At 65.4% G+C, this 26,077-nt stretch carries 20 protein-coding genes; 13 read left to right on the forward strand and 7 right to left on the reverse strand.

Annotated features, from left to right (window positions below):
• Positions 1–17: 17 nt before the first annotated feature.
• The 8 genes from E8M84_RS00880 (at position 18) to E8M84_RS00915 (ending at position 11,264) form a co-directional block, all read left to right on the forward strand.
• Positions 18–1,685 (forward strand): glycoside hydrolase family 3 protein, encoded by a 1,668-nt coding sequence (locus E8M84_RS00880; RefSeq protein WP_240790254.1) that lies wholly within the window; start codon positions 18–20, stop codon positions 1,683–1,685.
• Between the two features lie 96 nt (positions 1,686–1,781).
• Positions 1,782–2,813, forward strand: coding sequence for a proline racemase family protein (locus tag E8M84_RS00885; protein WP_137109291.1), 1,032 nt, complete (start codon positions 1,782–1,784; stop codon positions 2,811–2,813).
• 139 nt (positions 2,814–2,952) lie between these two features.
• Entirely contained in the window at positions 2,953–4,617 is a 1,665-nt protein-coding gene (locus E8M84_RS00890; protein WP_137109292.1) for a thiamine pyrophosphate-dependent enzyme, read from the forward strand.
• Positions 4,614–6,701 (forward strand): hydantoinase/oxoprolinase family protein, encoded by a 2,088-nt coding sequence (locus E8M84_RS00895; protein WP_137109293.1) that lies wholly within the window; start codon positions 4,614–4,616, stop codon positions 6,699–6,701. Before E8M84_RS00890 ends, E8M84_RS00895 begins: the two co-directional genes overlap by 4 nt.
• Positions 6,698–8,311 (forward strand): hydantoinase B/oxoprolinase family protein, encoded by a 1,614-nt coding sequence (locus E8M84_RS00900; RefSeq protein WP_137109294.1) that lies wholly within the window; start codon positions 6,698–6,700, stop codon positions 8,309–8,311. The genes E8M84_RS00895 and E8M84_RS00900 overlap by 4 nt, the downstream gene beginning before the upstream one ends.
• The gene (locus E8M84_RS00905; protein ID WP_137109295.1) at positions 8,308–9,129 is read left to right on the forward strand and encodes an NAD(P)-dependent oxidoreductase; all 822 of its coding nucleotides are present in this window, start codon (positions 8,308–8,310) and stop codon (positions 9,127–9,129) included. Before E8M84_RS00900 ends, E8M84_RS00905 begins: the two co-directional genes overlap by 4 nt.
• On the forward strand, positions 9,126–10,334 hold the full coding sequence (locus tag E8M84_RS00910; protein ID WP_137109296.1) for an FAD-binding oxidoreductase: 1,209 nt from the start codon (positions 9,126–9,128) through the stop codon (positions 10,332–10,334). The genes E8M84_RS00905 and E8M84_RS00910 overlap by 4 nt, the downstream gene beginning before the upstream one ends.
• A gap of 12 nt (positions 10,335–10,346) precedes the next feature.
• Positions 10,347–11,264, forward strand: a complete 918-nt coding sequence (locus E8M84_RS00915) for a LysR substrate-binding domain-containing protein (protein WP_137109297.1) — start codon at positions 10,347–10,349, stop codon at positions 11,262–11,264.
• An 84-nt stretch (positions 11,265–11,348) separates the two neighbouring features.
• Here E8M84_RS00915 and E8M84_RS00920 read toward each other — a convergent pair whose 3' ends face one another.
• On the reverse strand, positions 11,349–11,843 hold the full coding sequence (locus E8M84_RS00920; protein ID WP_170971806.1) for a DUF2383 domain-containing protein: 495 nt from the start codon (positions 11,841–11,843) through the stop codon (positions 11,349–11,351).
• A gap of 197 nt (positions 11,844–12,040) precedes the next feature.
• Here E8M84_RS00920 and E8M84_RS00925 point away from each other — a divergent pair, with 197 nt between their 5' ends.
• The 3 genes from E8M84_RS00925 (at position 12,041) to E8M84_RS00935 (ending at position 16,985) form a co-directional block, all read left to right on the forward strand.
• Complete coding sequence (locus E8M84_RS00925) at positions 12,041–13,255, forward strand: glucose-1-phosphate adenylyltransferase family protein (RefSeq protein ID WP_137109299.1); 1,215 nt, start codon at positions 12,041–12,043, stop codon at positions 13,253–13,255.
• Entirely contained in the window at positions 13,252–15,297 is a 2,046-nt protein-coding gene (glgX, locus tag E8M84_RS00930; RefSeq protein WP_137109300.1) for a glycogen debranching protein GlgX, read from the forward strand. The genes E8M84_RS00925 and glgX overlap by 4 nt, the downstream gene beginning before the upstream one ends.
• A gap of 104 nt (positions 15,298–15,401) precedes the next feature.
• Positions 15,402–16,985 carry an FAD/NAD(P)-binding protein gene (locus E8M84_RS00935; protein ID WP_137109301.1) on the forward strand — a complete coding sequence of 528 codons (1,584 nt, stop codon included), beginning with the start codon at positions 15,402–15,404 and terminating at the stop codon, positions 16,983–16,985.
• A gap of 15 nt (positions 16,986–17,000) precedes the next feature.
• Here the strand turns inward: E8M84_RS00935 and urtE are convergent, their stop codons facing one another.
• The 5 genes from urtE to urtA form a co-directional block, all read right to left on the reverse strand.
• Positions 17,001–17,696 carry an urea ABC transporter ATP-binding subunit UrtE gene (gene urtE, locus E8M84_RS00940; protein ID WP_137109302.1) on the reverse strand — a complete coding sequence of 232 codons (696 nt, stop codon included), beginning with the start codon at positions 17,694–17,696 and terminating at the stop codon, positions 17,001–17,003.
• On the reverse strand, positions 17,696–18,439 hold the full coding sequence (gene urtD, locus E8M84_RS00945) for an urea ABC transporter ATP-binding protein UrtD (RefSeq protein WP_137109303.1): 744 nt from the start codon (positions 18,437–18,439) through the stop codon (positions 17,696–17,698). The genes urtE and urtD overlap by 1 nt, the downstream gene beginning before the upstream one ends.
• A complete protein-coding gene (gene urtC / locus E8M84_RS00950) occupies positions 18,436–19,668 on the reverse strand; it encodes an urea ABC transporter permease subunit UrtC (protein ID WP_137109304.1) in 1,233 nt (410 codons plus the stop codon). Before urtC ends, urtD begins: the two co-directional genes overlap by 4 nt.
• Positions 19,669–19,844: 176 nt before the next feature.
• Positions 19,845–21,782, reverse strand: coding sequence for an urea ABC transporter permease subunit UrtB (urtB, locus tag E8M84_RS00955; protein ID WP_137109305.1), 1,938 nt, complete (start codon positions 21,780–21,782; stop codon positions 19,845–19,847).
• A gap of 56 nt (positions 21,783–21,838) precedes the next feature.
• On the reverse strand, positions 21,839–23,074 hold the full coding sequence (gene urtA / locus E8M84_RS00960; RefSeq protein ID WP_394347393.1) for an urea ABC transporter substrate-binding protein: 1,236 nt from the start codon (positions 23,072–23,074) through the stop codon (positions 21,839–21,841).
• 433 nt (positions 23,075–23,507) lie between these two features.
• Here urtA and E8M84_RS00965 point away from each other — a divergent pair, with 433 nt between their 5' ends.
• Positions 23,508–24,059, forward strand: a complete 552-nt coding sequence (locus tag E8M84_RS00965) for a DUF4202 domain-containing protein (RefSeq protein ID WP_137109307.1) — start codon at positions 23,508–23,510, stop codon at positions 24,057–24,059.
• On the opposite strand, the gene E8M84_RS00970 is transcribed toward E8M84_RS00965, so the two are convergent.
• Positions 24,060–24,893 (reverse strand): YihY/virulence factor BrkB family protein, encoded by an 834-nt coding sequence (locus E8M84_RS00970; protein WP_137109308.1) that lies wholly within the window; start codon positions 24,891–24,893, stop codon positions 24,060–24,062. It lies immediately after the preceding gene.
• Between the two features lie 86 nt (positions 24,894–24,979).
• On the opposite strand from E8M84_RS00970, the gene mgrA reads away from it, so the two are divergent.
• On the forward strand, positions 24,980–26,005 hold the full coding sequence (gene mgrA, locus E8M84_RS00975; protein WP_137109309.1) for an L-glyceraldehyde 3-phosphate reductase: 1,026 nt from the start codon (positions 24,980–24,982) through the stop codon (positions 26,003–26,005).
• The last annotated feature ends 72 nt before the right edge of the window (positions 26,006–26,077 follow it).

Consider the following 26,077-nt stretch of genomic DNA (forward strand, 5'->3'; position numbering starts at 1 on the left):
AAGCCGAGGACCTTGATTTGGACCAGATCGACCGCATCCTTTCCGCCGCGCCGTTCAACCTTGACGCCGAGGGGCGCGGCTGGGTGCGGTCCACACTTGGCGCGATGGAGCGGGCGGCGAAGGTGCGCCAGCTTTTCGTCCACATCTGCTTTGGCACCGGGCCCGAGGTGGTAGACCGCATCACTGCCCTCGCCCCCGGCGGGTTCACCAAGTTCTTCGGTCCGGATGCGCAAGCGGAACTCGACACGCTGGACGCCCTGCGCGGCGCAGCGGCGATCCCCTACCTCGTTAGCGCCGATCTGGAAGGCAGCCGGATGAGCCCGCCCTTCGGGACCGAGGTGCCGAACCCGCTGGCGCTGGCGGCGGTGGACGATGTGCAGGCGTCAGGCACCATCGCCCGGATCATGGCCGAAGAGGCGCGGGCGGCTGGGGTGAACTGGTCGTTTACTCCGGTGATCGACATCAACGCGCTGTTCCGCTCGCCCATCGTCGCAACGCGCGGCCTCGGCTCCGACCCCGCCCGAATCCGCGCTCATGCGCTGGCCCATATCGCCGGGCTGCAGGCGAACGGAGTGGCGGCGACGGTGAAGCACTGGCCGGGCGAGGGGCATGACGACCGCGACCAGCACCTGGTGACGACGATCAACCCTCTGTCCATGGAAGAGTGGAACGCCACCCACGGTGCCCTCTACCGTGCGGCGATCGAGGCGGGGGTGATGTCGGTCATGTCGGCGCATATCGCCTTGCCGGCCTATGTGCTGGACCATGACCCGAACGCGGGGGTCGAGGCCTATCGTCCGGCTTCGGTATCGCGCCTCTTGAACCAGACGCTGCTGCGCGAGGAGCTGGGGTTCAACGGGGTGATCGTGTCGGATGCCACGTCGATGGCGGGCCTTGGGGCCTGGGCGCACCGGGATGTGGCCCTGCCCGAAGTTGTGTCCTCGGGGTGCGATGTCATCCTGTTCTCTGACGAACCCGAGGCGGACATCGCCCGGATCGAGGCGGCACTGGACGACGGCCGCCTGACCTCGGCCCGGCTGGACGAGGCAATAATCCGGGTGCTTGGGCTGAAGGCCGCGCTGGGGCTGCATCGCACGGGGCGTGACCCTGCCCGCCGCGACAGGCTGTTCGACCCGAGGAACGCCGCCATTGCCAAGGAGGTGACGGCCCGCGCCCCGACGCTGGTGAAGGACGTGCAGGGAATCTTGCCGCTGTCGCCCGACCGTCACCGTCGGGTGCTGGTCTATACCACCGGGATCGTCACCCCGCTGCATGGCATGGGGCAGGAGATGATCTTCGCCGACCTGATGCGCGCCGAGGGGTTCGAGGTCTCGTTCTATTCGCCCGAAGCGCGGCAGGATCAACGCGCGTTCGATCTGGTCCTGTACCTGATGGCCGAAGAGACGTTGCTGACCCGGGGCCGCATCTTCTTGGACTGGAACCGGCTGACCGGGGGAATGTTCGGCGCAATGGCGCGGCATTGGCACGAAGTGCCGACGATGCTCATCTCGTTCGGCTATCCCTATTACCTGTACGACGCCCCCCGGATGCCCTGCGTGGTCAACGCCTATGCCACGATGGACAGCATGCAGCGCGCGGTGCTGGACTGCATCCTTGGCCGAGCGCCGTTCCGGGGCAAGAATCCGGTGGACCCGTTCTGCGGCCTGCCTGACGCCCGCTACTGACAGCTGCTTCCTGACCGTGGGGCCGGAGCCTCTTGCGGGCTAGAGCGGATTTGTGTCTACATCCAGTCTACACAATGCCAGCCCCGAGAGGCCGCAATGCGCTGGAAGAAGACGCTGCAGGTTGTCGATGTCCATTGCGAGGGCGAGATCGGCAAGGTCATCACTTCGACCACCTTGGATGTGCCCGGGGCGACCATGCTGGACAAGCTGGTGCATCTGAACACCGTGGATGACTCCTTGCGCCGCATGGTCTGCTTTGAACCGCGCGGCTTTGCGCAGATGTCGGTCAACCTGATGCTGCCGCCGACGCGCCCGGATGCCGATGCGGGGTTCATCGTGCTGCAGCCCGACCGGGCGCATCCGATGTCAGGGTCGAACGCGATCTGCGTCACGACAGCACTGCTGGAGACCGGGATGCTGGAGATGCGGGAACCCGAAACGGTGCTGCGCCTGGACACCGCGGCCGGGCTGGTGACGGTGACGGCAGCCTGTCAGGACGGCAAGGTGACCTCGGCCTCGATCAACACCTCGCCGTCCTTCGTGCAGGACCTGGACCTTGTGGTCGAGACGACGGGGTTCGGCCGGATCAAGGTGGACGTGGCCTATGGCGGCTGCTTCTACGGGTTGATCGACGTGGATCAGGTCGGCCTGACCATCGAGCCGAAGAATGCGCAGGCGTTGATGCTGGCCGGGGTGTCGATCCTGAACGACCTGATGGCAAAGGTTCCGGTCCAGCATCCCGAGCGGCCGAAGATCAACCAGTTCTCCTATGCCATGTTCCGTGACAGGCGCGGCGACACGGTCAAGACTTGCACGGTGCTGAAGCCGGGCCGGGTGGACCGGTCGCCTTGCGGAACCGGGTCCTCGGCGAACCTGGCGGCGATGCATGCACGGGGGCAGGTAAGGACGGGCGATGTGCTGACCTCTGAATCCATCATCGGCTCGCGCTTCCGGGTTGAGATGCTGGGCGAAACCACCGTCGGCAACCGCGCCGCTGTCCTGCCTCGGGTGACGGGGCGGGCCTGGGTCTATGGTATTTCGCAGCTGGGGCTTGACCCGTCAGACCCCTTCCCGCGAGGCTTTGCGCTCTCGGATACCTGGGGTCCGGGGGTGGAAGACATCCTTTAGGCCCGTCCCGGACGGACTGCCTCAGGCCACTCCTCTATGCATCTCTGACAAGTAAATCTTGTCGGTTCTCGGAATTTCTTGGTTTTCTGTCACCGACGCGGGGTGCAAGACTGCCGCAGCAGCAGGGTTGGGCAATCAGATGAAGAACGGCGGGCAGCTTTTGGTGGAATGCCTTGTTGCGCTAGGCGCGACGAACGGGTTTGGCGTGCCGGGGGAAAGCTATCTGGCAGTGCTGGACGCGCTGCACGATACCCAAGGCAAGCTGGACTTCGTCCTCTGCCGGAACGAGGGCGGCGCGTCCTTCATGGCGGCGGCCTGGGGCAAGCTGACCGGCCAGCCGGGCCTGTGCTTTGTGACGCGGGGGCCGGGGGTGACGAACGCCTCGATCGGCATCCACACCGCGATGCAGGATTCCGCACCGATGATCGTCTTCGTCGGGCAAGTCGGCACCGACATGCGCGGGCGCGAGGCGTTTCAAGAGATCGACTATCGCGCGGTGTTTGGCACGATGGCCAAGTGGGCGGTCGAGATCGACGATGCGGATCGTCTTCCCGAAATCCTGTCCCGCGCCTGGATCACCGCCACGACGGGCCGCCCCGGCCCTGTGGTCATCGCCCTGCCCGAAGACATGCTGAGCGGCCCTGCCACCGCCCTGCCCCTGACCGGCCCCGCCCGCATCACTGAGCCCGCGCCCGAGCCTGCGGCACTGGCCGAGGCGCTGGCGCTGCTTGCGGGGGCCGAACGCCCCGCGATCCTGCTGGGTGGCTGCAACTGGACCGAAGCCGGAAAGGCCGCCCTGCAAGCCTTTGCCGAGGCGTCGGATATCCCTGTCGTGGCGGCGCTGCGCTATCAGGACATGTTCGACAACCACTCGCCCTGTTATGCGGGCGATCTGGGTCTGGGCCTTGCGGCGGGTGTGCGCAAGACGATGGCCGAGGCCGACGTGATCCTCGCGCTGAATACCCGGTTCGGCGAAATTTCGACCGAAAGCTACACGCTGTTCCAAGTGCCGACCCCGCGCCAGAAGATCATTCATGTGCATGGCTCGGCGGCCGAGATCGGCAAGGTATATATCCCCACACTGGGCATCCCCGCCGGTCCCAACGCCTTTGTCGCGGCATTGCCCCCGGTCCGGGGCAACTGGGCCGAGTGGCGCAAACGCGCGCGTGCGGATTACGAGACAACCTTCACCCTGCCCGCGCAGCCCTCACCCGTCGACATGGGCCTTGTCACCGCCCACCTGCGCGAGGTGCTGCCCGAGGATGCCATCCTGACCAATGGGGCCGGGAACTTCACGGTCTGGCCGAACAAGTTCTTCAAGTTCGGCCCCAAGGGGCGCCTCTTGGCCCCACAGTCTGGTGCAATGGGCTATGGCGTGCCCGCCGCAATCGCGGCCAAGGTCGCCTGCCCGGACCGCACCGTGGTCTGCTTTGCCGGGGACGGCGATTTTCAGATGAATTGCCAGGAGCTTGGCACGGCGATGCAGGCCGGCGCCCAGCCGATCATCCTGATCCTGAACAACGGCACCTACGGCACGATCCGCGCGCATCAGGAACGCCACTACCCGGCGCGGGTCTCGGGCACCGACCTGCAAAACCCAAACTTCGTCATGCTGGCGCAGTCCTACGGTTTCCACGCCGAGAAGGTGGAGCGGACCGAGGACTTCCCCGCCGCTTTCGCCCGCGCCCGGGCCAGCCGCTCCGGCGCGGTCCTGGACCTTGCCATCTCGGCCGAGGCGCTGACACCCCGGCAAACCCTGTCGCAGATGCGTGCCGCCGCACTGGCCGCGAAGGCAAGAGAATGACCCGCCAGATCAGACTTGGGGCCGACATTGGCGGCACCTTCACCGACGTCGCGCTGGAACAGGACGGCGCGATGCACTCGACCAAGGTGCTGACGACCTATGCAGCGCCGGAACAGGCCATCCTTGACGGCATGGACATCGTGCTGGCCGAGGCGGGGATCGGCTATGGCGATCTGGATATCCTGATCCACGGCACGACGTTGGCCACCAATGCCCTGATCGAACGGCGCGGGGCGAAGGTTGCCTTTGTCACGACCGAAGGCTTCCGCGACGTGATCGAGATGCGGACCGAAAGCCGGTTTGACCAATACGACCTGAACCTGGTGCTGCCGACCCCGCTGGTCCCGCGCGAAGACCGGTTCCCGATCAAGGGCCGGATCGGCGCACAGGGGCAGGAACTTGCCCCGCTTGATGAGGTGGCGCTGGTGGCGTTGGCCGACCGGATTGCGGCCGGGGGTTATGGCGCGGTCGCCATCGGGTTCATCCATTCCTATGCCAGCCCCGCGCACGAACGCCGGGCGCGCGAGATCATCGCAGCGAGGGTTGCCCTGCCGATCTCGATTTCGTCAGAAGTCTCGCCCCAGATGCGGGAGTTCGAACGCTTCAACACGGTCTGCGCCAATGCCTATGTGCGGCCGCAGATGGCCGATTACCTTGGCCGCTTGCAGACCCGTCTGCGTGAAAAGGGCGCGACGTGCCCGGTCTTCATGATCCACTCCGGCGGCGGGCTGATCAGCGTCGAGACCGCCGCCGAGTTCCCGGTGCGGCTGGTCGAATCCGGGCCTGCGGGCGGGGCGATCTTTGCCGCCGACGTAGCGCAGCGCTTCGGGCTGGAGAAGGTGGTCAGCTATGACATGGGCGGCACGACGGCCAAGATCTGCCTAATCGAGGGCTATCAGCCGAAGACCGCCCGCACCTTCGAGGTTGCCCGGTCCACCCGCTTTGCCAAGGGGTCGGGCATGCCGATCTCGATCCCGGTGATCGAGATGATCGAGATCGGCGCGGGGGGCGGATCCATCGCCTGGGTCGACAGTCTGGGTCGCATCCAGACCGGCCCGGAAAGTGCGGGGTCGGAGCCGGGACCGGCCTGTTACCAGCGCGGCGGCCTCCGGCCTGCAATCACCGATGCCGATCTGGTGCTGGGAAAGCTGGACCCCGACAACTTTGCCGGTGGCGCGATCCGGCTGTCGCTGGACGCGGCGCGAACCGCAATCACCCGCGATGTGGGCGACCGGCTGAACCTTGCGGCGGAAGCGGCGGCCTTCGGCATCGTCGAGGTGGTGGACGAGAACATGGCCAACGCCGCGCGCGTCCACGCGGTGGAAAACGGCAAGAACATCTCGGACAACATCATGGTGGCCTTTGGCGGTGCCGCCCCCCTGCATGCCGCGCGGCTGTGCGAAAAGCTGGGGATCGACCAGTGCCTGATCCCGCCGGGTGCGGGGGTAGGGTCTGCCATCGGGTTCCTGAAAGCCCCCTTCGCGTATGAGGCGCTGGCCTCCAGGATCATCCGGCTGTCCATCTTTGATGCCGATGCGATGAATGGGCTGATTTCCGATCTGAAGACCACGGCGGAAGGCTTTGTCCGCTCGGGCACCTCGGGCACCATCCAGCGTGAGATCACCGCCTACATGCGCTATGTCGGGCAGGGCTGGGAGATTCCGCTGCCCCTGCCTGACCGTGCGTTTGTCCAAGGCGATGCCGCGACACTGCGCCGCGAATTCCAGGCGGCCTATGCCCGCTTCTTCGGTCGCGCCATCGACGGGCTGGAGGATCTGGAGATCGAGATCGTCACCTTCTCGGTCAAGGCGCAGGACATCCGCCCTGCCCCGGACCGTCATAAGATTAACTTGGGCCGGATCACGGAGGGCAACACGCTCTCACGTTCCGTGTTCGACCCGACCCAAGGCAAGGCCATCGCGACCCGTATCGTCGAGCGCGATGCGATGAAACCGGGCGACAGGTTGCCCGGCCCGGCCGTGGTGGTGGAACGCGAAACCTCGACCGTCGTCACGTCGCCCTTCGACGTGGTGATGCAAAGCGATGGCAGCTTGCTGCTGATCCGCAAGGAGATGGTCAAATGACCGACGCCACTTTTGAGATCCGCATGCAGGTGATGTGGAACCGGCTGATCTCGGTCGTCGAGGAACAGGCGATGACGCTGCTCCGTACCGCCTTTTCGACCTCTGTGCGCGAGGCGGGGGATCTGTCGGCAGGAGTCTTCGACCCCGAAGGCCGGATGCTGGCGCAGGCGGTGACGGGCACGCCGGGCCATGTGAACACGATGGCCGAGGCGGTCCTGCATTTCATCGACGAAATCGGTCGGCAGAACATGTTCCCGGGCGATACCTATGTGACCAACGATCCCTGGAAGGGGACCGGCCACCTGCACGACATCACCATGGTCTCGCCCAGCTTCAAGGGCGACCGGCTGGTCGGGTTCTTTGCCTGCACGGCGCATGTCGTCGATGTGGGCGGGCGCGGGTTCGGGGCCGACGGCAAGTCGGTCTACGAGGAAGGCATCCAGATCCCGATCATGAAGTTCGCCGAACGGGGGGTGGTGAACAGCGTCCTGATCCAGCTTCTGCGCGCCAACGTGCGTGAGGCCAATCAGGTAGTGGGCGACTTCTACTCGCTGGCCGCCTGCAACGATGTCGGCCACCGCCGCCTGATCGCGATGATGGAGGAGATCGGGCTGGAAACGCTGAATGCGCTGGGCGATTTCATCTTCACCCGCACGCGCAACGCCACGCTGGACCGCATCCGCGCGCTGCCGGTCGGAAGCTGGTCCAACGATCTTCTGACCGACGGCTATGACAGCCCGGTGCGGCTGGCCTGTGCGGTGACCATCGGTGGCGACCGGGTGAATGTGGACTTCGCCGGGTCCGATCCGGTGAACGCCAAGGGCATCAACGTGCCGGTGATCTACACCAAGGCCTATGCTTCTTACGCGCTGAAATGCGTCGTCGCGCCGGACATCCCGAACAACTGGGCCTCGCTGGAGGCGTTCACGATCACCTCGCCCGAGAATATCCTGAACGCCCCCCGGCCCGCCCCGGTGTCGGTGCGCCACGTCATCGGCCATCTGGTCCCCGATCTGGTGCTGGGCGCACTGGCGCAGGCGCTTCCCGGTCAGGTGCTCGCCGAAGGCGCGGCGGCACTGTGGAACATCCATATGTCGGTGCGCCCCGTTGCCGGTCAGGCTGGGCGCCGTGCCGAGATCCTGATGTTCAACTCGGGCGGCATGGGCGCGCGGCCGGGGCTGGACGGGTTGTCGGCCACCGCTTTTCCGTCCGGCGTGATGACCATGCCGATCGAGGCGACGGAACAGACCGGCCCGGTGGTGATCTGGCGCAAGGAGCTGCGGCCCGACAGCGGCGGTGACGGGACGCATCGCGGGGGTCTGGGCCAGATCATCGAGATCGAACCCGCCCCGGGGCATGAGTTCGACTTTTCCGCCATGTTCGACCGGGTCGGTCACGCCGCCAAGGGGCGCGACGGCGGACAACCCGGCGCGCCGGGCGGCGTGGCTTTGGACGACGGCACACAGTTGAAACCGAAGGGATGGCAGCATGTGCCTGCCGGGCGGCGGTTGGTGCTGCACCTGCCCGGCGGCGGCGGCTTTGGCGATCCCGCCGGACGCGAGCGGGAGGCTCGGGCAAACGATCTGTCGAAGGGCTATGTGACGAAATGACCTCTCCCCGCTACAACCGCATCCTTCTGACCGGAGCCGCAGGTCGGCTGGGCACCCATCTGCGCCGGGGCCTCGCCCCCTTGTGCAATCAGTTGCGGCTGGCCGATATGGCCCCGATCACCGACCTGCAATCGAACGAGACCGCGCTGCAGTTCGACCTCGCCGACATGGCGGCGACGGTGGCGTCCTGCGAAGGCGTCGATGCCATCGTCCACTTCGGCGGCATCGCCATGGAGGCAGGCTGGGACGCGATCCTGAACGCCAATATCCGCGGCAGCTATCACGTCTACGAAGGCGCGCGGCAGCACGGCGTCGGGCGCGTGGTCTATGCCAGTTCGGTCCACGCCATCGGCTACCACCGGCTTGAGGATCAGATCGACGCCAACGCCCCGCATCGTCCCGACGGGCTGTATGGTCTGTCGAAGTGCTTTGCCGAAGACCTTGGCCGCCTGTACTGGGACAAGTTCGGGATCGAGACGGCTGCCTTGCGCATCTTCTCCAGCTTTCCCGAACCGGGGGACCGGCGGATGCTGTGGTCCTGGCTGTCGTTCGAGGATTGCATCCGGCTGGTGACTGCCGCCGTCACGGCTCCGCGTGTAGGGTTCACCACGTCCTTCGGCATCTCGGACAATACAGTCAAGCCGGTCGACAACCGGCTGGCTGGCCATCTTGGCTTTCACCCGCAGGACAACACCGAAACCTTCCGCGCCGGGGTCGAGGCGAATACTCCGACACCTGATCCCAAGGCTCCATCCGTCCAGCACCTTGGCGGCTGGTTCATCGACCTTGGCCATCCGGACGACAAGGCCAAGGCATGAAACCGCAGTATGACGTTGTCATAGTCGGCGGGGCGGTGATCGGATCGGCGGTGGCCTATTTCCTGATGGCAAACCCCGACTTCAACGGTTCGGTCCTGGTGGTGGAGCGCGACCCGACCTATCGCTTTGCGTCAACCTCACTGTCAGCGTCCTCGATCCGGGTGCAGTTTTCCAACCCGATCAACGTGAAGATCAGCCAGTTCGGATCGGCCTTCATCCAGGATTTCGCACAAACTATGCAGGTGACGGGAGAGGCGCCGCCCGACCTGAACTTCCATCCCGGCGGCTACCTGTTCCTGGCCAATAGCGAAGACGGCGCGACCATCCTGCGCGAGAACAACGAAGTGCAGCGGGCCTGCGGGGCGGATGTAGTGCTGTGGGATCAGGACCAGCTTGCCCGCGCCTTCCCGCATCTGAAAGTCGATGACATCCTTCTGGCAAGCTACGGCCAGTCGGGCGAGGGCTGGTTTTCCAACACCGGGCTGATGAACGGCTTCAAAGCCAAGGCGCGCGAACTGGGCGCGGACTATGTGACCGATGAGGTCGTGGCAATCGGGCGCGACGGTGCGCGCGTCACCTCTATCACGCTGAAAACCGGGGCGGTCATCGTGACCGGGACGGTCGTCAACGCCTCCGGCCCCCGTGCCGCCCTGACCGCGCGCATGGCCGGGCTGGATGTGCCGGTCGAACCCCGCAAGCGCACTGTTTTTGTGTTTGACTGCGCCGCCTCTCCCGAAGGCAGCGCCACGGTGAACGGTGGGCGGCTGCCGCTGATGATCGACCCGACGGGTGTCTTCTGCCGCCCGGAAGGTCGCTACTTCCTGAGCGGGGCGCCCCCGGTCGAGGACCCCGCCGTCAACTGGGACGACTTCGAGCCGCGCTGGGAGGAATTCGAAGACATCGTCTGGCCCGCCCTTGCCCAAAGATCCCCCGCGTTCGAGGCCATCAAGCTGGTGAACCAATGGGCCGGGCACTACGACTTCAACCGGCTGGACCACAACCTGATCGTCGGCCCGCATCCCGAGGTGCCGAACTTCCTGTTCGCCAACGGCTTTTCCGGGCACGGGCTTCAGCAAGGTCCGGCTGTTGGACGGGCGATCAGCGAGTGGATCACCTATGGCCAGTTCCGCACCTTGGACCTGTCCGAAGTCGGCTACGACCGCATTTTGGCAAACCGTCCCTTCCTGGAAAAAGCCGTGATCTGACAGGGGGCCAGGATGATCGACCTGACCAGACGACTTCCGCCCCTCAACGCTCTGCGCGTGTTCCACGTCGTCGTGCGGCATCGCAGCTTTCGCAGTGCCGCCGAGGAGTTGTCGGTCAGCCCGCAGGCGGTCAGCCAACAGATCAAGCTTCTGGAAGACACGCTTGGCTTGACCCTGTTCGAACGCAAGGGCCGCAGTGTCGAGCCGAACGAACAGGCGATCCTGTTGCAGCACTTCGTACAGGCAGCGTTTGACGAATTGTCCGAGGGCGTCCGTCGCGTCGCGCGACAGGACCACCGCAACCGGATCAACGTGAACGCCAGCCCCTACTTTGCGATCCGCTATCTGCTGGACCGGATCACCCGGTTCCGCGATCTGGTGCCGGACGCGGACCTGCGCCTGACAACCATGGTGGACCTGCCGGATTTCGTGGCCGACGACGTGGATGTGGCGATCCAGTGGGGCTATGGCGGCTGGCGCGGGGTGGAGGCGATGCTTCTCGTCCGCGACTACAAGGTGATCTGCTGCACACCCGACCTCGCACGGCGGATGGCAGGGGCGACCGATCTTGCGGGCATGCCGCTTCTGCATCCCGTCCTCTCGCCCGAGCTTTGGCCGAACGTCCTGCGCCATCTTGGCGTCGAGCGCGGCCCGTCCAAGGCCGACATGCAGTTGCAGGACGCCTCGACTGCGCGACGCGCCACATTGGCAGGGCTTGGGATCGGTCTCTTGTCGACGATCGACGCGACCGAGGATCTGCAGCTGGGTCGCCTCGTCGCGCCCTTCGGCAAGGACGTGATGATGACCATGCCGGAAGCGGAAATCCCCGGCTTCTACCTGATCCTGCCCAAGGCGCATCGGAGGGTGAAGACAATCGCCGCCTTCTGTGACTGGCTTTCTGCCCAGGACTGGAGCACGGACGCCCCTTGATCCGGGCGGATCGGGCCTTTGTGCCCGACCGCCCGAGTCATTTGGGGCGCCCACTCCTCTTCGGTGACGCGGCAGAGACACGCCTCAGCTTGGGCGCGTGTCCGTAAGGATTTCGCGCAGTTCGACCAGCATCTCCGCGACCTTGTCGCGCGCGGTCTCGGGAAGATTGGTGTCAGCGGCCTCCGCGTAGGCATCCACCACATGGCGCTCACCCGAATGAATCTGGGTCAGCACGTCCTCGTCAATCTCGTCGAACAGCGCACGGGTCGCGACCACGACGCGGTTCACAGTGCCCATGATCGAACCGCCCTCGTCGGGCGCTACGGCATTGTCGGCCAGAAGCCGGGTGAACTCTTCGCCGTGACGGCGGTGCAGTTCGACAAAGGCGCGGACGATGGGGGCGAAATCGGGCTCCGCATGCTCGGCCATCTTCTCGAAACCAGCCAGCGCGTCCAGCGTTCGGGTGCGGGCGATGGCGACGGCCTCCCAGGCCCTGTTGCGCGCGGCGGTGGCCTCGGGTTCAGACCCCGGAAGGGTCGCGTCGATCATCGGGGATACGGGCATCGGGGGTACGGGCATCGGGCTCTCCATCGGGTTCGGGTCTGGCCCAAGAACGTGTCGGACAGCCCGCCGGTTCCGTTGGCTGCGCTGTCCGCAGACCAGGCGCGAATATGCGCTGGCTGGAGCGCAGCGTTCGAAATTCTGGAACCGTCCCAAGAGTTTCGTCGTTGTGCCGCGACCCGTCCTGAAATTCCCGAGCCAAAAGCGAGGCCACGATGTTCGAAGATGTCGACCTTTCCGGAACCATGGCCGTCGTTCTGGCCGGCGGCCAGGGAAGTCGGCTGCACGAGCTGACCCAGCGGGATTGCAAGCCCGCGCTGCCCTTCACCCGCTTTCACCGCATCGTCGATTTCGCGATGGCGGGGCTGCAGCGGTCGGGCGTCGGCCGGACCATCCTTGCCACGCAATACTGCCCCGCCAATCTGAACTCTCATATCATGTCGACCTGGGGGCAGTCTGTCGCAGACGGCAAGCTGATGCTGCGGCATGGTCCCGACGTGGCCCCGGGGCAGGGCTATCGCGGCACGGCAGACGTGTTGCGCGCCAACGCCGCGCTGTTGGACGAGATGGGTGCCCGCGAGATCCTGATCCTTGCGGCGGACCACGTCTATTCGATGGATTACCGGCACCTCGTCGCCAGCCATCGGCAAAGCGGCGCTGCCGTGACCTTGGCCGCCATGCCCGTGCCGATTGCGGACGCGGGCCGGTTCGGCATCGTCACCCCAGGACCTGACGGCCGCATCGCGCGCTTTGCCGAGAAACCGGCGATACCTGAATCCATTCCGGGCGAGCCGGAGCTGTCGCTTGCCTCGCTGGGGATCTACGTCGCTGACTGGCCCTGGTTGAAGGCCGCGCTGCAGGACCCGCAGCAGCAGGATTTCGGCATGGACGTCATTCCACACGCCGTCGCCCAAGGCGATGCGGCAGCCTTCCGCTGGAGCGGCTACTGGCGCGATGTCGGCACGCTGGATGCCTTGCGCGAAAGCTGGCTTGATTTCGACACCGGGCCGACGCCCTGCCGACGACCGCTCGTCCCGGGCATGTCGCTGCCCGATCTGGACCACTTCCTGGCCCGCGACCGCTTTCGCGCCCGCGTCACGATGGGCGGGCTCAAGCTGATGTCCCCGCTTCTGGGCAGCGCGGATACCGTCCGGTGGGCCGCTCTCGACCGATCGATCCTGATGCCCGGCGCCCAGATCGGGCCCGGGGTCCGGCTGACCAACGTCATCGTGGGACCGGGTGCGATCATCGCCGACGGCATACAGATCGGCGAGGACCCCGACGAGGATCGCCGCTGGTTCCGCATCGCCGGGGACACCACGCTGGTCACAGTCGCGATGCTGGCGCGTCGCGGCGCACTTCGGCCCCGCAGTCACAGCATCCTCGCGCTGAAACCGGGCCTCTTTCGCAGCAGAATGAGAACATCATGATCCACGATACCCTGCCCTCCACCGGCTTTGACCCGACGAAAGGGCGGCCCGACACGATTGGCGCGAATTTTGACGGCGAAGGCACAAACTTCGCCCTCTTTTCGGAGAGCGCGACGCGGGTCGAGCTTTGCCTCTACGATCCCGAGGGCAAGACCGAAACCGCCCGCCACGACCTGCCCGAAATGCAGGGTGGCATCTGGTTCGGCTACCTGCCCGGCATCCGTCCCGGTCAGGTCTACGGCTACCGCGTCCATGGCCCGTGGGAGCCCGAGGCGGGCCATCGCTTCAACCCGGCAAAGCTGCTCCTCGACCCCTATGCCCGCGAAATCCGCGGCGACATGGTCTGGGACCCGGCGGTCTTCGGCCATGTGGGCGATGACCTGACGCGGGATGATCGCGATTCCGCCCCCTTCGTGCCGAAAGCCGTCGTCGCAGATCCCGAGTTCGACTGGGACGCCGACAAGGCCCTGCATCACCGCTGGGAAGAGACGCTGATCTGGGAGGCCCATGCCAAGGGGGCCACCATGCTGCATCCCGATGTCCCGGAAGGCGACCGCGGGTTCCTGTCAGGCCTCGCGTCGGACGCGGTGATCGACCATCTGCAGAGGATCGGCGTCACGGCGGTCGAGCTTTTGCCCATCCACGGTTTCCTGCATGACCAGATGCTGCTGGACAAGGGGCTGAAGAACTACTGGGGCTACAACACCCTGTCCTTCTTCGCCCCCCAGCGCGCCTACCTGAAGACCGGCCGCGCCGATGAGGTGAAGTCTGTCGTGCGTCGCCTGCACAAGGCCGGGATCGAGGTGATCCTGGACGTGGTCTACAACCACACCGCCGAAGGGTCCGAGCTGGGGCCGACTCTGTCCTTCCGCGGCATCGACAACGCCAGCTACTACCTTTTGGCGGAAGACAAGCGCCACTGTTTCGACACGACGGGTTGCGGCAATACCCTGAACGTCGCGCATCCGATGGTGCTGCGGATGGTGATCGACAGCTTGCGCTATTGGGTGCAGGTCTGCCATGTCGACGGCTTCCGCTTCGACCTCGCGTCGACCCTTGGCCGCGAGGCACAGGGGTTCGAACGCGAAGGCGCCTTCTTCGCCGCGATCCGGCAGGACCCGGTGCTGGCGCAGGTCAAGCTGATCGCCGAACCCTGGGACATCGGCGAAGGTGGCTATCAGGTCGGCGGCTTCCCCTTCCCGTTCCGGGAATGGAACGACAAGGCGCGCGACGACATGCGCGCGTTCTGGCGGCGCGACCCGGGGCTGAAGGGCGATCTGGCGCAGCGGCTGTTGGGCTCGCCCGTCCAGTTCGACCATTCGCAGCGGCCCGCAACTTCGTCGATCAACTTCCTGGCCGCGCATGACGGGTTCACCCTGCGCGATGTGGTCAGCTATGACGGCAAGCACAACGAGGCAAATGGCGAGGACAACCGCGACGGCCACGACCACAACCTCAGCCACAATCTTGGCGCCGAAGGGAAGACCGACGACCCCCGCATCCTTGAGGCGCGGCACCGCCGATCCAAGGCGATGCTGGCGACGCTGCTGCTGTCTCAGGGCGTGCCGATGCTGCTGGCGGGGGATGAGTTCGGCCAGACCCAGGGCGGGAACAACAACACCTATGCCCAGGACAGCGAGGTGGCCTGGCTGCACTGGGACCGGGCCGATGACCGGCTGGTCGGCACAGTCGCGGCCCTGACGGCCTTCCGCCGCGAGGCTGGCCTTGCCGACGCCCGCTTTGCCCGTGCCCCGGGCGAAGGCGAGGGGCCTGCGATCACCTGGTGCGGTGCGGATGGCCCGATGGCCGAGGGGGACTGGGGCAGCGACGCGCCATTCGCCTTGCGCTATCACCGCGCGGATGCGCCCGACCTGCTGATCGTGCTGAACGCGGGCGACGATGCGACGATCACCTTGCCCGAGGGCGACTGGCAGCGCCGCATCGACACCGCGCAGGACCCCGTCACGGTGGATGTCGTCGAAAGCGGCAGCGTGGCGATCGGCTGGCAAAGCGTCGTGGTCTTTCAGTCCGTCGCCCCGTGATGAAACGAATGCTTCCGTGTCTTGTCGACGCGGGGGCCTTTCCTGACATCACCACCGCCAGTCCACAGTGAACGCCAATCACCTCCAACGGAACGCAACATACCATGCCCGCCGATGCGCCTGCCTTCCTCAATGTCGCCATCGTCGGCACCGGGCCAACCGGGCTTTACGTGCTGGACCATCTCTTGCGGTGCGACCGGCCCCTGAGCGTGACCCTGTTCGAGGCTGGTCTTCTGGCCGGCGTAGGCTCGCCCTACAGTCCTGAGTCCGCGGCTGTCACGATGCTTGCCAACATCGCCAGCATCGAGATTCCACCGCTGGCCGAACCCTATCTCGACTGGCTGCAACGCCAGCCCGAAGCCGTCTTGCGGCTTTACGGTGTCGACCCCGCCACCCTGCACGACCGCCAGTTCCTGCCGCGACTCCTTCTGGGCGCCTGGTTTCGCGACGCTCTGGAAAGCATGCTTGCCGCCGCCCCCGACCGCGGCCATCGCGTTGCCCTGCGTGAGGCGACACGGGTGACGGATGTGTCCATGGCCGACCCGGACATCCGCGTGACGTTTCAGGACGCGCGGGGCGAGGACAGCCAGTTGTTCACCCATGTGATCCTTGCGACCGGGCACAGCTGGCCCGAGGACCCCGATGACGGCAGGCTTTTCGTTTCACCCTGGAGCGGCCTGATCGACACGCCGATCCCTCCCGGACGGGTCGGGGTGATCGGCACCTCGCTCAGCGCGATCGACGCGGCGATGGCGGTGGCCTGCCAGCACGGCAGGTTCGATGACGACACCCAGTCCTTCCAGCTTGAACCGGGGGCCGAGACGCTGCAGGTCACGCTGATGTCGCGGCAGGGACTTCTGCCCGAGGCGGATTTCTGGTGCCCGCTGCCCTACCGCCCCCTGCAACGCTTTACCGAGGCGGCGCTTGATCGCGCACTGCAGGCTGGCACCGATGGGCTGCTTGACCGGCTTTGGCAGCTGATGGTCGCGGAATTCGCTCTGGTCGATCCGGCCTGGACCGAATCCACCGGCGTCGCGCATCTGTCTGTCGAAGGGTTTGCCGAGACCTATTTCGCCCAGCGCCTGACGACCGATCCCTTCGCCTGGGCCAAGGCCAACCTGGCCGAGACGCTGCAGAACGCGAGGTCCCGCCGCGTGGTCGAATGGCGCTATGCGATCCTGCGGATTCACGAACCGATGGAACGCATGGTCGCGCATCTGACCGATACCGACCGCACCCGTTTCGACGCGCTGAAACGCGTGTCCATCGACAACTACGCCGCCGTGCCGCCGCAGTCGATCCGGCGGCTACTGGCCCTGCATCGGGCGGGCTGCCTGAAGGTCCTGTCCCTTGGGAACGACTACCGGATGGACAAGGTCGGCGACGTGACCCGGGTCGTCACCGAAACCGGCAGCACGACCGAATTCGACGTCCTGATCGACGCCCGAGGCCAACAGGCGCTGCAGGCCGAGGACCTTCCGTTTCCCAGCCTGCGTGCCGCGCTGGAGAACGGCGACGTCGCGGTAGACCACTACTTTGCGCTGAAAAACCTGGGCGAGGGCCGGATCTTCCTGCCTGCCGCGCCCTACCTTCTGTCCAGACTGCCCTTCGTGCAGGGGATCACCGCCAGCGCCGACATGGCCGCCACCGTTGTCGCGGGTATTCTAGGACCTGACGGCCCGGCCTGAAAACTCCGCCCCAGTCTAGACGGAAACCGCCGCCCGCACCTCGGCCTTGTCCAGTTCCTCGGCCCGGCCATGCACCGATACGGACCCGCGGCGGAAGACATAGACCTGATCCGCCAGGCCCCAGGCGAATTCAAAATACTGCTCGACCAGGATGATCGCCATATCGCCCTTGGCCTTCAGATAGGTCAGCACGCGGCCGATGTCCTGGATGATGCTGGGCTGGATGCCTTCGGTCGGCTCGTCCAGAAGAAGGACCTTCGGCTTCATGATAAGCGCCCGCGCGATGGCAAGCTGCTGCTGCTGCCCGCCGGACAGGTCGCCCCCGCGACGATCCAGGAAGTCCTTCAGGATCGGGAACAGGGTGAACATCTCGTCCGGGATGCGATGCTCGGATCGCGGCAGGACCGCAAAGGCGGTTTCCAGGTTCTCGCGCACGGTAAGCAGCGGAAAGATCATCCTGCCCTGCGGCACAACCGACAACCCCCGCCGCGCCATGTCCTGGGCGCGGGACACCGGCAGGCTCTGGCCATCCAGCGTGATCGAGCCGCCAGACCTGGGATGCGTCCCGGCCAGCGCCTTGAGGAATGAGGTCTTGCCCACCCCGTTCGGCCCCATGATGCAGGTGATCTGGCCCGCCTTCGCCTGAAAGTCGATCTCGTGCAGGATCTGGCTGCCGCCGTAGTGCAGGGTAAGTCCGGTCGTCGTAAGCATCAGCCGCGCCCCAGATAGACGGCGATCACTTGTGGATCGCGGGTGACATGGTCCAGCGAGCCTTCGGCCAGGACAGAGCCTTCATGCAGGACGGTGACCCGGCAGTTCAGGCGGCGGATGAACTCCATGTCGTGCTCGACCACCACCACCGCGCGGGTCCTGGCAAGGCTGACCAGCAGATCCGTCGTCTGTTCACGTTCCGCCGGGGTCATCCCTGCGGCGGGTTCATCGACAAGAAGAAGGCGCGGCTCTTGCGCAAGCAGCATCGCGATTTCCAGCCATTGCTTCTGGCCGTGGCTCAGTTCGCCCGACTTGCGGTGCAGATGCTCCCCAAGACCCACCTCTTGCGCCAGCTCTTTCACCCGCTCCAGATCAGCAGCCTTCGGGCGCCAGAACAGCACGCGCCACGGGCTGCGGTTGGCTTTCAGCGCCAGGATCAGGTTCGCCTCGACTGTCTGGTCCTCGAACACCGTAGGGCGCTGGAACTTGCGGCCGATGCCTTCGCGGGCGATCCGCGACTCGTTCATGCCGATCAGCGGGATCGAGCGTTCGCCAAAGGTGACGCTGCCTTGGTCCGGCCGGGTCTTGCCGGTGACGATGTCCATGAAGGTGGTCTTGCCCGCCCCGTTCGGCCCGATGATGGCGCGCAGTTCCGCGTTCCCGATCTCGAACGACAGGTTGTTGATGGCGCGGAAGCCGTCGAAGGTGACCGAGACGCCCGAAACCTCAAGCAGTGCGGTCATTGCTGCGCCTCCTGTTCCTGCAGGCTTCCGTCATCGGGGCCAAGCGGGGCACCCTTGCGGTCGGGCGGGATGACGCCCTGGAACCGGTCGAACAGCCCGCCGATGCCCTTCGGCGCCAGAAGCGTGACAGCAACGAAGGCAAGTCCAAGAAGCACCAGCCACCAGTCGACCCAGTTGAGCGAGACGGGGCCGAGGGGAATGTCCGGCAGGCGGCCCGAGGTGAACAGGCTGGACAGAAGCGACACGAAGGCCGCGCCGATCACCGCGCCATACAGCCGCCCGCGCCCGCCGATGGCGACCCAGACCGCCAGGTAGATGCTTGCGATGGGCGCCAATTCCGCCGGGTTGATGATGCCCGCCTGCGGGTAGTAAAGCACCCCCGCCAGCGCCGCGATCAGCGCGGTCAGGGTAAAGACGAACAGCTTGTAGGTCTCGACCGGATAGCCAAGGAAGCGCACCCGCGCTTCGTCATCGCGGATGGCACGGATCACGCTGCCGAACTTGCCCGAGACAACCCAGTTGAGCGTCAGGTAGCCCAGCGCAAGGGCCAGGGCCGAGGCCCAGAAGAACCAGATCGAAATCAGGTCCTGCGAGGTCTGCCCAAGGCCGGGAAGATTCTGCAAGCCGGACAACCCGTTGTTGCCGCGCAGACCGCTGTCGTTCTGGAACAGGTACAGCGCAAGGGCCAGCGTCATCGCCTGCGTGAGGATCGACAGGTAGACCCCGGTCACCCGGCTGCGGAAGGCAAGCCAGCCGAAGACCAGCGCCAAAAGGCCGGGAACCGCCAGCGCAAGGATCAGCTGCAAGGGCAGGCTGTGGGCAAAGCTCCAGATCGCGGGCAGGTCCGATGACCCGACGACCCCGAAAATCTGCGTGGCGATGCCCTGTTGCACCTCCTCGGGCGTGGCGGGCAGTCCACCCTGTGACAGCGCCGCGACCACGATCTCTTCGGTCCGGGCATACATCAGCCACATGCCGATCATGTATCCGCCCAGCGCGAAGAACGCCATGTGACCAAGGGACAGGATGCCCGCATAGCCCCAGATCAGGTCCATCGCCAGCGCGACAAGGCAGAGGCACAGGGTCTTGCCCAGCGTCTTGACGAAGGAGGTCGAGATGAGGCCCGCGCCAAGCCCTTCGGACATCAGGGTCACGGCCAGGGTAAAGAGGGCAAGGAAGGCGATGAAGATCAGCGCCGAAGGATTGCGGGCGAAGAAGCTGCGGGTCATGGAGCCAACTCTCGGAGCAGCGCGCGCCACGATGCGAGGTCTGACGCCTTGCCTTGGGACGGGGCCGTGGGGATGCGGTCAGTCGCGCCGCGCCTGGCTCCACCTTGCTCACCATCCTCGCTCCACGGATGGGAGGCGGGCGGCCCCAATCGGCCAGTCAGGAACAGGTCCATGGCTCAGTCTCCTGCCGCGCGGCCGCGGAGCGCGATGATCCCCCGGGGCCGGAACTGGATGAAGAGGATGATGAAGAGGATCATGTAGGTCTGGGCCGCGAGGGTGTTCGAGGGGTTCAGGAACTCGATCACCTTTTGCAGCGACCCGATCATCGTCGACCCAGCCAGCGTGCCCCACACGTTGCCGACCCCGCCCACAACGACGGTCATGAAGGACTGGACGATGTAGTCCGCGCCCATTTCCGAGGTCACCTTGGCGTACAGCCCGATGGCCACCCCGGCGATGCCCGCGATGCCCGAGCCGAGGCCGAAAGTCAGCATGTTGATGCGGTCAGGGTTGATGCCCATGCTTGCCGCCATTGCGGGGTTCTGGGTCACGGCGCGGACTTCCAGTCCCAGTCGGGTGCGCTTCATCAGATACAGGAAGAAGCCAAGGAAGATCAGCGCCAGCACGAAGATCGCGATCCGGATATAGCTGATCGACACGACATCGTTGAAGGTCAGCGCCCCGTCCAGCCAGCCGGGGGCCGTCAGCGGGCGGGCCTGCGTCCCGAAGACGTTCTTAAGGATCTGCTGCAGCGCGATGGAGATGCCGAAGGTAGCCAGCAGCGTCTCCAGCGGGCGCTTGTAGAGGTGACGGATGACCAAACGCTCCATCGCGACCCCGGCGGCGAAGGTCACGGCGAAGGCCAAGGGCAGAGCGATCAGGATCGACAGCGTGTAGTCCGGCACATACAGCTGGACCACGAACCCGGTATAGGCGCCGATGGTGATGAACTCGCCATGCGCCATGTTGATGACGCCCATCACGCCGAAGGTAATGGCAAGGCCGATGGCGGCCAGGAAGTAGATCGCGGCCAGCGACAGGGCATCGAGGCCAAGATCGGCGGCCTGCATCGCGGCGACCTTGCGGTCGATGCTTGCCAGGGTTGCGGTCGCGGCAGTGGTGACGGTCGCATCCGGCTCGACGAAGACCTCGAAGAACCGATGGGCGGCAAGCGCAGCCTTCGCCTCGTCGTCGGTGGCAGCGCTGGGGACGGTTCCCGCGGCTTCCAGCGCAGTATAGGCGCGGTCGCGGGCGGCTTGCATATTCAGCTCGGCCACCGGAATGCCCCCGACGAAGCCGTCCACGATGTTCGCCGCAAGCGCCGCGCGCTGTTCCTCCAGCGTCAGGCGGGCAGGGGCAAGGTTGGCCGCAACCAGCAGATCATAAGCCTCCGCCTCGGTCAGGTCGCGGCCTACGGCCAGCGTGCGCGCCACGTTGCCGGCGGGATCGCCCGCAAAGGCCGCGCGGGTAGTGGCGACCAGCGGGTTCAGCGCGCCGCGGGTGTCCAGTGAGATATCCCCGGCCAGGCTCTCGATCGCCGTGACACGGGCGGCGGGGTCAGGATCGAAGCGCAGGGTCAGAAACCGCTCCAGCCGTTCCTTCTGCGCCTTCAGGGCCGGGTCTTCCTCGGTTGCCAGCGAGGCACGCAGCGGTTCCAGCGCCTCTGGCGTCGGGTCGCGGGCAATGGAGGTGAGCGCGGCAGTGCGGCGGGCAGGATCGGGGTCGGACAGGGTGAACTGGACCAGCGCCGTCTCGATCAGCCCGCGCACCCCGGCGTTGGGCTTAAGCTCGGTGAAATCACCTTTCGCGGCGTTCCCTGCGGTCGAGCCATCGAGGTCCGTCAGGGCAAACCCGTCCCCCTCTGGCGCGGCAAGAAACATCGCATCGTCGGATTTCCGGATCACCAGACGCTTGTCGGCCCAGGCGGACAGGATGTCGTCGGCCATCGGGTCGCCGCTGACGGCAATCGCCGAGATCACCGGGCCGATGGTCTGGCGCGAGGGCTTTTCGATCATGTCGCGGTTTTCCGCCACGATGGCGGCGGCCTCCTGCGCAAGGGCAGGCAACGGCGCAAGCCACGTCAGGGCCGCGACAAGAAGGGCGGTCAGGCGCATGGGACATCCGGGATGAAGGGTGCGGGAGGGGGGTGACCCCCTCCCGCAGGCAAGGCTCAGTAGTTCGACTTCAGCTGGACGCAGGTGGACGTCTCGGTGTTGTACATCCCGCATTTCAGCTCGGCCCAGTCGGCCTCCAGCACCGCCGATTCCGGCAGGTAGTCGGTCCATGCGTCGCCGGGGACCGGCTCGGTCTGGCTGATGATGTCGAACTGGCCATCGGCGCGGATTTCGCCGATCAGCACAGGCTTGGTCAGGTGGTGGTTCGGCAGCATCTTGGCCATCCCACCGGTCAGGTTCGGGAATTCCTGGCCGATCATCGCCGCCGACACGGCGTCAACTTCGGTGGTCCCGGCGGCGGTCACCGCGTTCACCCACATGTTGAAGCCGATGTAATGCGCCTCCATCGGGTCGTTGGTGACGCGCTTATCGTCCTTTATGAAGGCCTTCCAGGCTTCGATGAACGCCGCATTCTCGGGGGTGTCGGCCGACATGAAGTAGTTCCAGGCCGCGAGGTGCCCGACGAGGTTCGAGGTGTCGAGACCAGACAGTTCTTCTTCGCCAACCGAGAAGGCCACGACCGGCAGGGTTTCCGCCGAGACGCCAGCCGCGGCCAGTTCCTTATAGAAACCGATGTTTGCGTCGCCGTTGATGGTCGAGATGACACCGACCTTCTTGCCATCCGCGCCCAGCGCCACCACGTCGCCCACGATCTTCGACCAGTCCGAGTGACCGAACGGCGTGTAGTTGACGAAGATGTCTTCCTTCGGAATGCCCTTGGAAATCAGGTAGGCCTCCAGGATGTTGTTCGTCGTGCGCGGGTAGACGTAGTCGGTGCCCAGAAGCGCGAACTTCTGCACGCCCAGCTCTTCCAGATAGTAGTCGACCGCCGGGATCGCCTGCTGGTTCGGCGCAGCGCCGGTGTAGAACACGTTCTTCGACGATTCCTCACCCTCGTACTGGACGGGGTAGAAGAGAAGGCCGTTCAGCTCTTCGATCACCGGCAGCACCGACTTGCGCGACACCGAGGTCCAGCAACCGAACATCACGTCGACCTTCGACACGGTCAGGAGTTCCCGCGCCTTTTCGGCGAACAGCGGCCAGTCGGAAGCCGGATCGACCACGACGGCTTCCAGCTGCTTGCCCAGCAGCCCGCCCTTGGCGTTCTGCTGCTCGATCAGCATCAGCATGGTGTCTTTCAGCGTGGTTTCCGAAATCGCCATCGTCCCGGACAGCGAATGCAGGACCCCGACCTTGATGGTTTCGGCCTGAGCAAAGGACACACGCGGCATGGCAAGGGCCGCGATGCCGGAGGCAAGAAGTGCACGTCTGTTGAGTTTCATTTGGACTATCCCCGTTTGGGCTTTCCGTGGCGATCCGTCCGTGAAGGAACGGGACCATCCCGGGCAGCTGGTTACCCCGCTAGGCGGTCAAGGCGCGACGGTTTCCCCCGCGTCAGCGACAGTGATGCTTGGCGCAGGCGGCAACCGGCAAATTCTGCCCAGCAAGCCAGCAGCAGATTCCGGGGGATTCGGCCCCTTTGCCCAAAAAAGGGGCTGCCACTCGTCGCTGCGGTGCAGAAAATGGGCGGTATTGGGACCTCCGCCTGATTCCCGGGCAAGGCGCCCAAAGGCGAACGCGCCCCTGCTTTCGGGCAGAGTTGCACAGAACCGCGTCTGCCGTCAGACTTTGACCGCAGGGATTTGAACCATCTACGGGGACGCCATGACAGACCGGCTGCAGACTGCGCTTGCACAGATCGACGCGGCAAACTCTGCCGATCCCAAGGGCGAGGCGCTGTCCTATGGCCAACGGATGACGGCCGAACTGAACAGGCTGTTCCCGCAAGCCTCGGACGTGTTGCAGATCGCGGCGCGCGGCCAGCATGTGGAACGCTGGCTTCTGCCACGCTCGGACTACCCGGACGGCAAGGCGGGATATCTGGAATGGCGCCGAGAGCAGGGCCGACGCCATGCCGAGCGCGTCGCCGGGATCATGGAGGCTGCGGGCTACCCCCAAGCCGTCTGCGTCCGGGTGGGTGTCCTGTTGCGCAAGGAAGGGATCAAGCGCGACCCCGAGGTTCAGGCGCTGGAGGATGTGATCTGTTTCGTCTTCCTGCGCTGGTACTTCGCCGATTTCGCCGCAAAGCACGAAGAAACTCAGGTGCTCGAAATCGTCGAAAAGACCGCGCGGAAGATGTCCGAGGCCGGTCGCGCCCGCGTTCTGGCCGAGTTTAGTCTGCCCGCGCCACTGGCCGCCGCCTTCGCCCCTACCTGATCAACGCCGCATCCGCGCGTCCAGCTCGGCGTTGATCGCGCCGCCCAGCAGGACGGCCCAGACGCTCAGGTACAACCACATCATCAGAATGATCACGGCGCCAATCGACCCGTAGATCGCGTTGTAGCTGTTGAAGTTCGCCAGGTAGACCGAAAACCCGATCGACACGCCCGCCCAGGCCAGCGACGCCACAAGCACCCCCACCGTGATCCAGGGCGACCGGAATCCGCCCGGCACGTTAGGTCCGAACCGATACAGGATCGACAGGCACGTCACGACCAGAAGGAACATCGCCGCCCAAGGCAGCACCCTGATCAACCAGGCCTCGAACGTACCGAATGTGACGTAGGACAGAAGGATGGGCACCACCACGACTGTCACCAAAGCCACGAACAGCGCGCCGATCAGCGCGCCGGTCAGAAGGAAATCGACGGCCCAGCCCCTGATCCAGCCGCGCGGGGTTGAACGGTGAACGACATCCAGCCCCTGCACCAGGGCCGAAACCCCGGCCCGCGCAGAATAAAGCGCAATCATCAGCGACAGAAGTGTCGTCCATTGCAATGCCGTCCGCGGAGCGGTGATCAAGCCCATCACCTGATCGTGGATCAAAGTGCCAGCCTCGGGCGGCAGGAACCGCTCTGCCACGGTCAGGTAGCCCTGGATGATGCCCGGATCGGCAAACATCCCCCAGACTGCCACGGCGGCTGCAAGACCGGGGAAAACGGCAAACATCGCAAAGAAGGCCACTCCGGCGGCGATCAGACCAAAATGCCCGTCGCTGACCCGCAAAGCCACGGCACCCAGAAAGTCCCAAACCTGCCGAAGCTGCTTCATGTCTCTACCTTCCCCCGGATCGTCGCGCCGCGCAACTTGTAGCCGCCGTCTTCGCGTGGAATGCTGACCCCAACAGGAGGACCCCCATGACCTATATCCCCGCCGCCAACCGCTATGAGCGGATGATCTACAACCGCTGTGGAACGTCGGGCCTCAAGCTTCCGGCGATCAGCCTCGGCCTCTGGCACAACTTCGGTCACGACACGCCACATGCCACGAAACAGGCGATCTGCCGCACCGCCTTTGACCTCGGGATCACCCACTTCGACCTCGCAAACAACTACGGCCCCCCACCCGGCAGCGCCGAGGAAGCCTTTGGGGAACTTCTGAAAACCGACTTCCGTTCCCATCGTGACGAACTCGTCATCTCTTCCAAGGCCGGTTACCTGATGTGGGATGGCCCCTACGGCGAATGGGGCAGCCGGAAGTACGTCATCGCCTCCTGCGACCAGAGCCTCAAGCGGATGGGCCTCGACTATGTCGACATCTTCTATTCCCACCGCTTCGACCCCGACACCTCGCTGGAAGAAACCATGGGTGCGCTGGACCACATCGTCCGGTCGGGCCGCGCGCAGTACATCGGCATTTCCAGCTACAACTCCCAGCGCACGCGTGAGGCGGTGGCGATCCTGAAGGATCTGGGGACTCCCCTGCTGATCCATCAGCCCAGTTACAACATCCTGAACCGCTGGGTCGAAACCGACGGGCTGAAGGACACGCTGAAGGAACTTGGCGTCGGCTCCATCGCCTTCGTGCCCTTGGCGCAAGGCATCCTGACCAACAAGTACCTGAACGGCATCCCCGCAGGGAGCCGCGCGACGCAGGACAAGTCGCTGCACCCGTCGGTAGTGGAAAAGGCGCTTGGGTCGGTGCGTAAGCTGAACGACATGGCCGCAGCCCGCGGCCAGACGCTGGCGCAGATGGCGCTGGCCTGGGTACTGCGAAACGGCGGCATCACCAGCGCCCTGATCGGGGCGTCGAAGCCCGAGCAGGTGGTGGATTGCGTCGGTGCGCTGGAAAAGCTCGACTTCACCGCCAAGGAACTGGCCCAGATCGACGCCATCTCGGAAGAAAAGGACATCAACCTCTGGGCCCGGTCCTCCGAGGACTAGGCCCGATCGACTGGCCGTTTTGACCCCCGTCAAGGCGGCCAGCCCGGCGTTCGGCTAACCTTCCAGTCGGCA

Source organism: Rhodobacter sp. SY28-1, from assembly GCF_005222785.1.
Lineage (GTDB): Bacteria > Pseudomonadota > Alphaproteobacteria > Rhodobacterales > Rhodobacteraceae > Tabrizicola.

Excerpts from the sequence above, each read along its gene's own strand:
- E8M84_RS00885 (WP_137109291.1), top strand. The coding sequence starts at position 1,782 with ATGCGCTGGAAGAAGACGCTGCAGGTTGTCGATGTCCATTGCGAGGGC.
- E8M84_RS00890 (WP_137109292.1), top strand. The coding sequence starts at position 2,953 with ATGAAGAACGGCGGGCAGCTTTTGGTGGAATGCCTTGTTGCGCTAGGC.
- E8M84_RS00895 (WP_137109293.1), top strand. The coding sequence starts at position 4,614 with ATGACCCGCCAGATCAGACTTGGGGCCGACATTGGCGGCACCTTCACC.
- E8M84_RS00900 (WP_137109294.1), top strand. The coding sequence starts at position 6,698 with ATGACCGACGCCACTTTTGAGATCCGCATGCAGGTGATGTGGAACCGG.
- E8M84_RS00905 (WP_137109295.1), top strand. The coding sequence starts at position 8,308 with ATGACCTCTCCCCGCTACAACCGCATCCTTCTGACCGGAGCCGCAGGT.
- E8M84_RS00910 (WP_137109296.1), top strand. The coding sequence starts at position 9,126 with ATGAAACCGCAGTATGACGTTGTCATAGTCGGCGGGGCGGTGATCGGA.
- E8M84_RS00915 (WP_137109297.1), top strand. The coding sequence starts at position 10,347 with ATGATCGACCTGACCAGACGACTTCCGCCCCTCAACGCTCTGCGCGTG.
- E8M84_RS00920 (WP_170971806.1), bottom strand. The coding sequence starts at position 11,843 with ATGCCCGTACCCCCGATGCCCGTATCCCCGATGATCGACGCGACCCTT.
- E8M84_RS00925 (WP_137109299.1), top strand. The coding sequence starts at position 12,041 with ATGTTCGAAGATGTCGACCTTTCCGGAACCATGGCCGTCGTTCTGGCC.
- glgX (WP_137109300.1), top strand. The coding sequence starts at position 13,252 with ATGATCCACGATACCCTGCCCTCCACCGGCTTTGACCCGACGAAAGGG.
- E8M84_RS00935 (WP_137109301.1), top strand. The coding sequence starts at position 15,402 with ATGCCCGCCGATGCGCCTGCCTTCCTCAATGTCGCCATCGTCGGCACC.
- urtE (WP_137109302.1), bottom strand. The coding sequence starts at position 17,696 with ATGCTTACGACGACCGGACTTACCCTGCACTACGGCGGCAGCCAGATC.
- urtD (WP_137109303.1), bottom strand. The coding sequence starts at position 18,439 with ATGACCGCACTGCTTGAGGTTTCGGGCGTCTCGGTCACCTTCGACGGC.
- urtC (WP_137109304.1), bottom strand. The coding sequence starts at position 19,668 with ATGACCCGCAGCTTCTTCGCCCGCAATCCTTCGGCGCTGATCTTCATC.
- urtB (WP_137109305.1), bottom strand. The coding sequence starts at position 21,782 with ATGCGCCTGACCGCCCTTCTTGTCGCGGCCCTGACGTGGCTTGCGCCG.
- urtA (WP_394347393.1), bottom strand. The coding sequence starts at position 23,074 with ATGCCGCGTGTGTCCTTTGCTCAGGCCGAAACCATCAAGGTCGGGGTC.
- E8M84_RS00965 (WP_137109307.1), top strand. The coding sequence starts at position 23,508 with ATGACAGACCGGCTGCAGACTGCGCTTGCACAGATCGACGCGGCAAAC.
- E8M84_RS00970 (WP_137109308.1), bottom strand. The coding sequence starts at position 24,893 with ATGAAGCAGCTTCGGCAGGTTTGGGACTTTCTGGGTGCCGTGGCTTTG.
- mgrA (WP_137109309.1), top strand. The coding sequence starts at position 24,980 with ATGACCTATATCCCCGCCGCCAACCGCTATGAGCGGATGATCTACAAC.